The organism is Sphingobium sp. TB-6 (assembly GCF_012927365.1).
Classification (GTDB): domain Bacteria; phylum Pseudomonadota; class Alphaproteobacteria; order Sphingomonadales; family Sphingomonadaceae; genus Sphingobium.
Map to the genome: position 1 here is coordinate 172,785 of NZ_JABBGL010000007.1, position 11,558 is coordinate 184,342.

General features: G+C 64.5%; 11 protein-coding genes. 5 read left to right on the forward strand and 6 right to left on the reverse strand.

Annotation, left to right across the window (positions count from 1 at the left end):
- The first annotated feature begins 12 nt into the window (after window positions 1–12).
- Together HHL26_RS12010 and HHL26_RS12015 are read left to right on the forward strand one after the other, a co-directional pair.
- Window positions 13–810 carry an NAD(P)-dependent oxidoreductase gene (locus tag HHL26_RS12010; RefSeq protein WP_066560742.1) on the forward strand — a complete coding sequence of 266 codons (798 nt, stop codon included), beginning with the start codon at window positions 13–15 and terminating at the stop codon, window positions 808–810.
- A gap of 94 nt (window positions 811–904) precedes the next feature.
- The gene (locus HHL26_RS12015; protein WP_169576122.1) at window positions 905–1,060 is read left to right on the forward strand and encodes a hypothetical protein; all 156 of its coding nucleotides are present in this window, start codon (window positions 905–907) and stop codon (window positions 1,058–1,060) included.
- Here HHL26_RS12015 and HHL26_RS12020 read toward each other — a convergent pair.
- Together HHL26_RS12020 and HHL26_RS12025 are read right to left on the reverse strand one after the other, a co-directional pair.
- Window positions 1,057–1,941 carry an EamA family transporter gene (locus HHL26_RS12020; RefSeq protein WP_066560735.1) on the reverse strand — a complete coding sequence of 295 codons (885 nt, stop codon included), beginning with the start codon at window positions 1,939–1,941 and terminating at the stop codon, window positions 1,057–1,059. The genes HHL26_RS12015 and HHL26_RS12020 overlap by 4 nt on opposite strands.
- Window positions 1,938–2,954, reverse strand: coding sequence for a beta-eliminating lyase-related protein (locus HHL26_RS12025; RefSeq protein ID WP_066560727.1), 1,017 nt, complete (start codon window positions 2,952–2,954; stop codon window positions 1,938–1,940). Before HHL26_RS12025 ends, HHL26_RS12020 begins: the two co-directional genes overlap by 4 nt.
- Window positions 2,955–3,106: 152 nt before the next feature.
- On the opposite strand from HHL26_RS12025, the gene HHL26_RS12030 reads away from it, so the two are divergent.
- Both HHL26_RS12030 and HHL26_RS12035 read left to right on the forward strand, forming a co-directional pair.
- A complete protein-coding gene (locus tag HHL26_RS12030) occupies window positions 3,107–4,198 on the forward strand; it encodes a branched-chain amino acid aminotransferase (protein WP_066560724.1) in 1,092 nt (363 codons plus the stop codon).
- 86 nt (window positions 4,199–4,284) lie between these two features.
- The gene (locus tag HHL26_RS12035; RefSeq protein ID WP_066560721.1) at window positions 4,285–5,493 is read left to right on the forward strand and encodes a UbiH/UbiF/VisC/COQ6 family ubiquinone biosynthesis hydroxylase; all 1,209 of its coding nucleotides are present in this window, start codon (window positions 4,285–4,287) and stop codon (window positions 5,491–5,493) included.
- Window positions 5,494–5,682: 189 nt separating this feature from the next.
- On the opposite strand, the gene HHL26_RS12040 is transcribed toward HHL26_RS12035, so the two are convergent.
- Together HHL26_RS12040 and acs are read right to left on the reverse strand one after the other, a co-directional pair.
- Complete coding sequence (locus tag HHL26_RS12040) at window positions 5,683–6,195, reverse strand: cytochrome b (protein WP_066560714.1); 513 nt, start codon at window positions 6,193–6,195, stop codon at window positions 5,683–5,685.
- A gap of 21 nt (window positions 6,196–6,216) precedes the next feature.
- Window positions 6,217–8,160 carry an acetate--CoA ligase gene (acs, locus tag HHL26_RS12045; protein WP_066560712.1) on the reverse strand — a complete coding sequence of 648 codons (1,944 nt, stop codon included), beginning with the start codon at window positions 8,158–8,160 and terminating at the stop codon, window positions 6,217–6,219.
- Window positions 8,161–8,342: 182 nt separating this feature from the next.
- Here acs and HHL26_RS12050 point away from each other — a divergent pair, with 182 nt between their 5' ends.
- Window positions 8,343–9,014: a glutathione S-transferase family protein gene (locus HHL26_RS12050; RefSeq protein WP_066560711.1), complete on the forward strand. Its 672-nt coding sequence runs from the start codon at window positions 8,343–8,345 to the stop codon at window positions 9,012–9,014.
- A 141-nt stretch (window positions 9,015–9,155) separates the two neighbouring features.
- Here the strand turns inward: HHL26_RS12050 and HHL26_RS12055 are convergent, their stop codons facing one another.
- On the reverse strand, window positions 9,156–10,319 hold the full coding sequence (locus HHL26_RS12055; RefSeq protein ID WP_066560710.1) for a GGDEF domain-containing protein: 1,164 nt from the start codon (window positions 10,317–10,319) through the stop codon (window positions 9,156–9,158).
- A gap of 77 nt (window positions 10,320–10,396) precedes the next feature.
- A complete protein-coding gene (locus tag HHL26_RS12060) occupies window positions 10,397–11,278 on the reverse strand; it encodes a LysR substrate-binding domain-containing protein (protein ID WP_066560703.1) in 882 nt (293 codons plus the stop codon).
- Between the last annotated feature and the right edge of the window lie 280 nt (window positions 11,279–11,558).

Consider the following 11,558-nt stretch of genomic DNA (forward strand, 5'->3'; position numbering starts at 1 on the left):
GGATAGCTGTTTATGCCCCATATGCTGATCCTGGGGCTGGGCTATACCGCATCGCGTCTTGCTGCCCGCTTGCGCGCCGATGGCTGGCACGTCACCGGCGTCCGCCGCACCGCCGATGCCGACGCGCTCGCCTTCGATGACGAAAGCGCCGTCCGTGCGGCCATCGCGCAGGCCACCCACATCCTCTCCTCCGTCCCGCCCGAGGGTGACGCCGATCCTGTCTTGACCCGCTACGGCGCCGCCATCGCCGCCGCGCCCGCGATCTGGACCGGCTATCTCTCCTCCACCGGCGTCTATGGCGATGCGGCGGGCGCATGGGTGGATGAAGCCACCCCGCTGCGCCTGGGCCGCCGCGCCGCCCGGGCGCAGGCCGATGCCGGTTGGGGCGCGCTTCGCCCCGATCTGCGCCGTTTCCGCCTGCCCGGCATTTACGGCCCCGGACGTTCGGTGCTCGACCGCGTGCGGGAAGGGCGGGCGCATCGCATCGACCTGCCCGATCAGGTCTTCAGCCGCGCCCATGTCGATGACATCGTCGCGGGCATCATCGCCTCGCTCCACCAGGGGTCGCCCGGCATCTACAATCTTTCGGACGACCTGCCCTGTGCGCAGAACCGGCTGATCGAAACGGCCTGCGCCATGCTGGGCCTGCCGGTTCCGCCGCTATTGACGCTGGAGGAAGCCCAGCTCACGCCCATGGCGCAATCCTTTTATGCCGAAAACCGCCGCGTCGCGAACGGGCGGGCCAAGCGCCTGCTGGGCTGGTCCCCCCGCTATCCGACCTATCGCGAAGGGCTGCCCGCCTGCCTTTGACTCGGCCCGTCGCAAGGACAGGTCATTGCTAACGCCTTCTTAACCATGCTGGCCCGATGACGGTCCTGTCAGCTTTGCATGGGACTTGAGTCAGATGGACCGCTTCGATCACGCCTTCACTGCCCTGGGCCAGCGCATCAACGGCCTGACCCTGCCCGAACGCGCCACGTCCGCGCCAGTCCCGCTCGCCAGCCTGATCGACAAGGTCAACGCCGCCAAGCGGTTCTATCAGCCAGGCGTCCGCCGCTAGGCCTGTTTCGTCCGTAGAGCGATGACCATCCCGATGATGGCGAGCAAAGCGCCCGCACCCGCCAGCGCCGTCCAGCGATAACCCTCGACCAGCGTGGAGATCAGCATGGCGATCACCGGGATCAGCACGCTGCTATAGGCCGCGCGCCCCGCACCCATCCTCTGGATCAGCCGGAAATAAAGCGGGAAGGTCACGACCGACCCCGCCAGTCCCAGCCAGCCTATCCCCAGCACATAGCCGATTCGCGGTTCGAAAACCGGCGGCCCGGTGGTGATCCATGCAAACAGCGCATCCACCGCCGCGCCGATCAGCATCGCCCAGGCCAGCACCGCCACCATCGGCAGCCGCCGGGCAATCTCCATCCCCTGCATCACATTGGCGGCCGAAGCGCTTAGCAGCCCGGCGACCGAGAAAGCGGTGCCCAGCAGTACCATGTCCGGCCTGACGCTCGCCGCTTCATGCGCCAGCATCAGCGCGATGCCCGTCACCGCCACCACCGATCCGGCGACAAAGGCCCGGCTCACCGGCTGGCGGAAGAAGAGGAAGGCAAGGATGCTGTTTGGGATCAGCAGCATCGCATAGACCACCGCCACCACGCCGGATGTCAGATAATGCTCGGCGCGATAGACGAAATTGAAGTTCATCACGAACTGCGCCACGCCCAGCAACCCGGCGAAGACCAGCCCCTTGCCGCCGATATTGAGCGGCACGCGCCGCACCCTGGCGAAGATCGCCATGGCCACCCCGGCCAGCAGGAAGCGATAGCAGACCGACCAGCTCGCGGGGACATTGCCGATCTGGTCGCGGATCACGATCCAGGTGGAACTCCAGATCAGCGTGACCAGGATGAAGGGCAAGGCGACGCCCTTGCCCTCGCTCATCCCTTCAGGGCTCCGAGCGCATCGGCCAAAGGCTTCACGCTCGCGGCATCCTGCGACCAGTTGGTGACGAGCCGCGCCGCATCCTCGCCCCAGTCGTAGAAATCGAAGCCCTGGGCACGCAACTGCGCCCTTTCGGCGGAGGTGAGCCGCACGAACAGTTCATTGGCCTCGACCGGATGCATCAGTCGTCCGGCCGCGCCTTCCGCCAAAGCCTGCGCCGCCGCATTGGCCGCGTGCGCATTGCGGAGCCAGAGATCGCCCTCGACCATCGCCAGCAACTGCGCGGCCAGATAGCGTCCCTTGGAAAAGAGATGCCCCGCCCGTTTGCGCCAGCGCGCCGCCTCGGCCGCACGCGCTGGCGCCTGATCTCCGAAAAAGACCAAAGCCTCCCCGATCATCCCGCCATTCTTGACGCAGCCGAAGGAGAGTATGTCGACCCCCGCCCGCCAGGTTACATCGCCCGGATGGCAACCCAGATGCGCCACCGCATTGGCGAAGCGCGCTCCGTCCATATGGAAGCCCAACCCATGCTCATGCGCCACCGCGCTCAGCGCCGCCACCTCATCGGGCGTATAGGCCAGCCCATATTCGGTCGCCTGCGTGATGCTGATCGCCCGCGCCGGCACCTGATGCACATCGGGCCGGATCGCCTTCAACCGTTCGGTCACTGCCTCGGGCGACAATTTGGCGCCCTCGCCTGGCAAGGCCATCAGGGTCGCGCCATGGGTGTAGAAACCGGGGGCGCCGCATTCGTCGACGACGATATGCGCTTCCTCATGGCACAGCACCCCGCCATAGGGCGGACAGAGGCAGGCCAGCGCGATGCTGTTCGCCGCCGTGCCGGTCGCGATCCACAGCGCCACCGCTTCCGTGTCGAACAGCGCGGAAAAGGCACCGTTCAGCCGCCCGCTCCAGGCATCGCCGTCATAGCCATGGTCGGCGTGGTCGGCCGCCGCGATGGCCGCCATCACCTCCGGGCAGACCGGCGTCGCATTGTCGGAAAAAAAGTGCATGGCCCAGCGATAGCCGCGCCACGCCCCAGCGCCAAGATGCCACCCTGATCGGATCGGCTATGGGCAGCTATATGGGTCAGTAATATTGACCGATTGTTTCGCGCCGCCATCTGTGACATAGGCGGCCCGTCCAACCCAAAGGAGCTTTCATCATGGACGTCCAGCAGACATCGCGCTTCACCGTCACCCGCAGCAGCAAGGCTGTATCGGCTGACCAGCGCGCGGTATTGCTGGCGGACCCCGGTTTCGGAAAACTCTTCACCGACCATATGGTCACGATTCGCTATACCGAGGGGCAGGGCTGGCACAGCCACAGCATCGGCCCGCGCGAACCGTTCCAGCTCGATCCCGCCTGCGCCGTGCTGCACTATGCGCAGGAAATCTTCGAAGGGATGAAGGCCTATCGCCTGGAGGATGGCAGCATCGCCATGTTCCGGCCGGAGGAAAATGCCCGCCGTTTCGCTGAATCGGCCGAGCGCATGGCCATGCCGGTCCTGCCCGAAGACCTGTTCATGGAAGCAGTCGAGGAACTGGTGAAGATCGACGCCGACTGGATTCCGGGCGGCGAGGGCAGCCTGTACCTGCGCCCCTTCATGTTCGCGAGCGAGACCTTCCTGGGCGTGCGCCCGGCGAACGAATATATTTTCTGCGTCATCGCCTCGCCCGCCGGCGCCTATTTCAAGGGCGGCAAGAAGGCGGTCACGCTTTGGGTGTCGGAGCATTTCACCCGCGCGGCGCGTGGCGGCACCGGCGCCGCCAAATGCGGCGGCAACTATGCCGCTTCGCTGGTCGCGCAGAAGGAGGCGATCGGCCACGGCTGCGATCAGGTCGTGTTCCTCGATGCCGCCGAGAACAAGTGGGTCGAGGAATTGGGCGGCATGAACGTCTTCTTCGTGATGGATGACGGATCGATCGTCACCCCGCCGCTTTCCGGCACGATCCTGCCGGGCATCACCCGCAACAGCATCATTTCGCTCGCCCGCGCCAAGGGGCATGACGTGCGCGAGGAACTATATAGTTTCGCCCAGTGGAGGGCCGACGCCGCCAGCGGCAAGCTGCGCGAAGCCTTCGCCTGCGGCACGGCGGCGGTCGTGACCGCGATCGGCACGGTGAAGAGCGTCGATGGCGCCTTCACCATCGGCAATGGCGACGGCGGCATCGTCACCGAAGCGCTGCGCGCCGACCTCACCGGCATCCAGCGCGGCACGGTGGCCGATCCGGCGAACTGGGTGCGCAAGCTTTAAAAAATGAGATCGTGCTCCTGCGCAGGCAGGAGCACGGAGTAACTGGTCGCTTCCCAATCCCGTCCCAACCGCCTAGAACCGCCCTCATGCAACGCTTCGACGTCGTCATTTTGGGTGGTGGCCTGGTCGGCCTGACCCTTGGCATCGCGCTTTCCGGCCATGGCGTGCGCTGCGCCGTGATCGATCCGGCCAATCCGGTGGAGACCACCGCCGCCGGTTTCGACGGGCGGGTTTCGGCCATCAGCTCCACCAGTTTCGCCATGCTGTCGGCCATAGGCGTGGCAGACCATCTGGAAGGCAAGGGTTGCCCAATCGATCGCATCTGGGTCAGCGACGGTCTGGAACCGGGCGCGCTCGACTTCGCGCCGGATGCGGATGACGGCGTGATGGGGATCATGTTCCCCAATCGCGACCTGCGCGTCGCCCTGGCGCAGACGGGGAGCAAGGCGGAAAATCTCACCCGCTTCCAGCCCGACCGGGCACTGCATGTCGAGCGCAATGCCGACGGCGTGACGCTGACCCTCGCCAGCGGCGAAACCATTCACGGCGCGCTGCTGGTCGCGGCTGAGGGGCGCAACAGCCCGACCCGCGAGGCTGCGGGCATCCGCACCACGCGCTGGAACTACAAGCATGTCGCGATGGTGACCGCCATCGATCATGAAGTGCCGCACGCCAACACGGCTTATGAGATATTCTATCCCGGCGGCCCTTTCGCGCTGCTGCCGATGCTGCCGGGCACCCGCTCCGCCATCGTCTGGACGGTGCCCACGGAACAGGCTCCGGCCATGCTCAAACTCTCCGAACGCGCCTGGCTGGCGGAGGCGCAGAAGCGAATGGGCGGCTTCCTGGGTGAAATCTCGCTGGCCGGGCCGCGCTCCAGCTATCCGCTCGGTTTCCACCATGCGGCGCGGATCACCGACACGCGCCTGGCCCTCGTCGGGGATAGCGCCCATGCGATCCACCCGATTGCAGGGCAGGGTCTCAACCTCGGCTTCCGCGATGTCGCCGCGCTGGTGGAGGTTCTGGTGGAGGGCATGCGGCTCGGCCTCGATCCGGGCGATGCGCAATTGCTGACGCGCTATCAGCGCTGGCGGGGTCTTGACGCGATGATGACCAGCGTGGCGATGGACGGGCTGGTCCGGCTGTTCGATGTGCCGGGGCGCATTCCCTCGCTTGTCCGCCGTGCGGGACTGGCGACGGTGCAGCGCACGTCCCTGCTCAAGAACCGCTTCATGGCCGAAGCGCGGGGAAAATCCGGCGCGCTGCCGCGGCTGCTGACGGGCGAGATGGTTTAGGTCTTAGGCTGTTTTCGGCCATTTGCCGTCACCAAGCGATATGTGCTCCTGCGACGGCAGGAGTCCAGTTCCTACGGTGCGATGATCCACAGAGGGCGGGACTGGACTCCTGCCTTCGCAGGAGCACGGTGTACTTCAAGGAAAGCAGCGCGAAGCAGACCGTCCACCCTCCACCCTTCCAGGCACCGATCAAATCATCCGCCGCAGCACATTGTCTTTCAGGATGAAATGATGCCGCAGCGCCGCCAGCACATGCACGATGATCAACGCCGCCCAGGCAAAGCCCATAATCTCATGCGTCTCGCCTGAAATCCCGACGATCGCATCGCCCTTCGACACGGCGAATTTGGGCACGTCGAACAGGAAGAACCAGTTCAGGGGCCGATCCCCGGCGGAGGACATGATCCATCCGGTCAGCGGCATGACCAGCATGAACGCGTAAAAGGCGAAATGCGTGACATGCGCGGCACCCTTTTCCCAGGCCGGCATTGCGGCGGGTAGCGGCGGCGCCTTGTGCATGAACCGCCACAGGATGCGCAGAACCGTCAGGGCCAACACGGTCAGCCCGATCGACTTGTGGACGGGCATCACCTTCCACTCCTTGGGCAGCGCATCATGCGCGAAGCCCAGGAAGAGATTGAAGATAATGAGGATCGCCAGGATCCAGTGCAGCGCGCGGGCAACGGAGCTGTAGCGATCCATCAAATACTCCTGCTTGATTTCTTACCCCTGACGATTGGCGACCAGATTATCCACAACCGAGGGATCGGCAAGTGTACTAATGTCCCCCAGCGCCTGGGGCGAGACCTCCCCTTCCGCGATCTTGCGCAGGATGCGGCGCATGATCTTGCCGGAACGCGTCTTGGGCAGGCCCGGCGCGAATTGGATCACGTCGGGCGTGGCGATCGGCCCGATCTCGCTGCGGACCCAGGCGACCAGCGCCTTGCGCAGTTCGTCGGTCGCTTCCTCGCCGCTGTTGAGCGTCACATAGGCGTAGATGCCCTGACCCTTGATATCGTGCGGGAAGCCGACCACCGCCGCCTCGGCCACCGCCTCATGCAGCACCAGCGCGCTTTCGACCTCGGCCGTGCCCATGCGATGGCCCGACACGTTGATCACGTCATCGACGCGCCCGGTGATCCAATAATAGCCGTCCGCGTCCCGCCGCGCCCCGTCCCCGGTCGTATATTTGCCGGGGAAGGTGGTGAAATAGGTCTGGAAGAAACGCTCATGATCGCCCCAGACGGTGCGCATCTGCCCCGGCCAGCTCTGCGCGATGACGAGATTGCCTTCGGTCGCCCCTTCCAGCACTTTGCCCTCGGCATCGACGATCTGCGGCACCACGCCGGGCATGGGGAAGGTCGCGGAACCGGGCTTCAGATCGGTCGCGCCGGGCATCGGCGCGATCATCGCGGCGCCGGTTTCGGTCTGCCACCAGGTGTCGATAATCGGGCAGCGATCCTCGCCCACGACATGATGATACCAGCGCCAGGCTTCGGGATTGATCGGCTCGCCCACCGTGCCCAGCAGGCGCAGCGACTTGCGGCTCGTGCGGGTCACGAAATCATCCCCCTCCTTCATCAGCGCGCGCAGCGCCGTGGGGGCGGTGAAGATGGTCTGCACCTGATGCCGGTCGACCACTTCCCAGATGCGGCTGGGCGTCGGATAGTTCGGCACACCCTCATACATCAGTGTCGTCGCCCCGTTCGCCAGCGGGCCATAGACGATATAGCTATGCCCCGTGACCCAGCCGATATCCGCCGCGCACCAGTAGATGTCGCCGGGCCGGTAATCGAAGCACAGCTCATGCGTCAGGCTGGCCCAGAGCAGATAGCCGCCGGTCGTGTGCAGCACGCCCTTGGGCTTGCCCGTCGAACCCGAAGTGTAGAGGATGAACAGCGGGTCTTCCGCCTGCATCGGCTCGGCGGGGCAGTCGGCGGAAACCTTGGCCGCTTCCTCATGCAGCCACAGGTCGCGGCCTTCCTCCATGGCGATGGCGCCGCCGGTCGCCTTGACGACGATCACTGTGCGGACGCTGGTGCATAGCTTCAACGCCGCGTCGACATTGGCCTTGAGCGGCACTTGTCTGCCCGCGCGACGTCCCTCATCGGCGGTGATCACCAGCGTCGAATCGCAATCGGTGATCCGCCCCGCCAGCGCCTCGGGCGAGAAACCGCCAAAGACCACCGAGTGGATCGCCCCGATCCGCGCGCAGGCGAGCAGGGCGAAGGCAGCCTCCGGGATCATCGGCATATAGACGGTGATCCGGTCGCCCTTCTTCGCGCCCGCGCCCTTCAGCACATTGGCGAAGCGGCAGACCTCCTCATGCACCTCAGCATAGGTGAAGCGGCGCGGTTCTTCCTCCGGCGCATCCGGTTCCCAGATGATCGCGGTCTGATCTCCCCTTGCCGTCAGATGCCGGTCGATGCAGTTGGCGCTGACGTTCAGTACGCCGTCGGCAAACCATTTCACCCCGAAATCGGCCTCGTGGAAGCTGCTCTCATCGGCTTTCGTGGGAAAATTCTCCCAATCGAGCCGCCTGGCCTGTTCCAGCCAATAGGCGTCGGCATCCCCGATCGACCGCGCATAATCCGCCGCGCGCCCATCCCGGTCGAGAAGCGCGGAGGCCGCCCATTCTGCTGGGACCGGGAAAAAATCGTCAGACATGCGGCATCCTTTCCTTTGCGAAATCCTCGCTTATGGCCCCTCCTAGAGCCAAGGCGCGATGGCCGGAAGACAGGATCGTTCTCCTTCCGCCACAGTTTCCACCATTATCGGCCGGGAATTAAGCAGGATCATGCCATTTGCCGCTTTTCGCATGGGCTTGCTGGGCCTAACAGGAAGGGAATATGTGGCAACTTTTCCAATTTCCGCTCTGTCCATTCTCGCGCAAGGTTCGTCTGCTGCTCGGTGAAAAGGGCGTGGGCTACGATCTCGTGCGCGAATCGCCCTGGGAGGGGCGCGACGAATTTCTCGACCTCAACCCCGCCGGCACGACGCCGGTGATGGTGGACGAGGAAAAGGGCATCACCCTGATCGACAGCCAGGCGATCTGCGAATATTTCGAGGAAACGGTCGAAAAATTCCCGCTCATCTCCGGCACGGCGGCGGGGCGGGCCGAAGTGCGTCGGCTGACCGCCTTTTTCGACCAGAATTTCTACGGCGATGTCGTCGGCCCATTGCTGCACGAGCGGATGAAGAAGCGGCTGATCGAGCGCGCCCCGCCTGACGCCCGCGTGCTGCGCGAGGCGATGAAGCGCGCCAATGTCCATATGGATTATATGGACTATCTGCTCGATCACCGAAGCTGGATGGCGGGTCCGACGCTCAGCCTGGCGGATATCGCCGCCGCCGCGCATCTGTCGGTGGCCGATTATCTGGGCGGCATCGACTGGGCCGGGCATGAGACGGTGAAGCGCTGGTATGCGGGTTTCAAGTCGCGCCCGTCCTTCCGCCCGCTGCTCTCCGAGCGGATGGAGGTGATCACCCCGCCGCCGCATTATGAAAAGCCGGATTTCTGAAGCAGGCATTCCCCTCCCGCAGGCGGGAGGGGTCAGGGGTGGGCGCGAGCGCAGCGAGCTTCAGGCCTGGCAGTTGAAACCGCCGCTGATGCTAGCCCGCCCCCCGGCCCCCTCCCGCTCGCGGGTGGGGAGGTGCAATCCCTAATCCAGCTCCGCCGCCAGATACACCCGGTTGCGCCCATGCTCCTTGGCCAGATACAGCGCCCGGTCCGCCGCCTTCAACGCGGCGCGGGGGTCTTCATAGGCCAGCACATTGGCGACGCCGGCGGAAAAGCTCACCCGTTCCATCCGTTCGCCATTGGCCCGGTTGACGAGGCTGCGGGTGGACAGATCCTGCCGCACGCTGTCCACTGCCTCGCAGGCTTCGGCCGCCGTCTTGCCGCGGAACAGCATGACGAATTCCTCCCCACCATGGCGCGCGACATGGCATTGATCGTTGCTCGCCTTGGACAGCAGGCCCGCCACGAATTTCAGCACCCGATCGCCGGTATCATGGCCATGGGCATCGTTGATCAGCTTGAAATGGTCGATGTCGCAAAAGGCCACCGCGAGCGGCTCCCCCTGATTCTGCGCCACTTTCAGTTCGTCGCGCAGCACCGCTTCAAAGGCGCGGCGATTGGGCAGGCCGGTCAGATGGTCATGCTCGGCCGCGCGGCGCGCGCTTTCCAGATTGGATTTCAGGAGCTGCGTCTGCTTCTGGTTGTTGCGTAGCTGGCTTTCGACCTGCCGGGTCTTTTCGACCATCGATCGGGTCAGCGCCACCAGGCGCGCCAGCACCGGCTGATTATCGGCACCGGCGGACAGGCCTTTCACCTCTTCCTGCAGCGCGGCGCCATAATCCTTGGCCGAATTGCGCGATTCGGTCATCAGGCCAGTGAATTGCGACAGATTTTCCTCGACCTTGTCAAGCATCGAGGCAAGCGCTTCAGGCGTCACCTCATCATTGCGCTGTTCGGCGGCGACATTTTCGACCCAGCCGTTGGTGATCTTGCCGCGTTCGGCCAGCACGGCCTTCACGGCCTTTTCCACGCCGATATGCGATCCGGTCAGATAGTCATGGGCCACGCCGAAATTGAGCGGCGTCAGGTCCAGGTCATGGGCGAAAAGGAAGTCGCCAATATCCTCGTACAGCTTGCGCCGCCGGGTGATTTCCCGGTTGGCCGCGCTGCCCGCCCGGGCGCGCTGCGCCTCCTCCGGCTCGTCCATGTCCTCGTCAGCAGCCTTGCCCGAAAAGCCGCGGGCCCAGCGGGCCAGCCGGTCGGTCAGACCATGTTGCGCGTTTGCGGAAGATGATGCCCCAGTCATGTCCGCTATAACGACGGGGGATAAACAAGGTTAAGGACACGCCAAGCGAAAATCGGCAAGGCGTTGATCGACATCGATTATATATCCGCGCCGATCAGCCAGTCGCGGAAGATCCGCACGGCCCGGGTCTGCAACGCGCGGGGGCGGCAGACGAAATAATAGCGATAGGGGCTCTCGACCCGGTTCTCCGGAAACAGCCTTGCCAGCCGGGGATCCTGCGCTTCATTATAATGGCTGGCATGCATCACCGCGACGCCCAGCCCCTGGGCGGCGGCCTCCAGCATCAACTGGCCGGAATCATAATTGTCGATCGCCAGCGGCTGCAGGTCGGGCAGGTTGACCGCCTCCTTCCACGCCTCGAACGCCAGCGCCATGTCGCGGTGCAGCAACACCGTATGATTGGCCAGCTCCTGCGGGGATGTCAGCGCGTTCGGCGCCTCCAGCATGGCCTTGCGTCCGATCAGATAGACCTCGTCATGGTCCAGCTCATGGGCATAGAGCGCCGGGTCGATGTCCTTCGCCAGCACGATCGCGGCGTCCAGCCCTTCGCCCAGCCGGGCGACGGCATAGGGGGTGGTTTCGATATCGATATGGAGCTGCGGATGGCGTTGCCGCAGCGCGCCCAGATGCGGGAACAGCCGCTGCGTCGCAAACAGCGGCATGACCGCGAGCCTGAGGCGTAACTGGTTGCCGCCGCTCTGGATATTCTCCAGCGCCTGGCTCAATGAATCCAGCGTCGGAGCTATGTCGTCCAGCAATCTTTGCCCGTCGGCGTTGATTTCCAGCGCCTGATGCTTGCGGTCGAACAGGGGGCGGCCGATGAACCGCTCCAGCGCCTGAACCCGGCGGCTCAGCGCCGGAGTCGAGAGCGCAAGCTCCTCCGCTGCCGCCTTGACCGAACCAAGGCGGGCGACCTGAACAAAGGCCTCCAGGGCCGTAAGAGGCGGCAATCTACGCATAAACCGTCATGTTCATTCGGCCGATCCGCTGCGACGCGTCATTGCTTCTTCTCAAACGGCGCGCAAACCGGCTCTCAAGCATCCTCAATCCAAAGACTGGGCCACTGAGCAGGAAAAAAGGGCGGTTGGCAAGATGCAAAAAATGCAACTCCTCGATTCTTTTCGCACTTGCGAAAATACATCCCGCACTGCACATAGGAAAGGCCTTTCAGGCATCCTCTCCTATAAACTTTACGGGCTGGCCTTCGGGCCGGCCCTTTTTTTATTCCTTCCGGGGTTC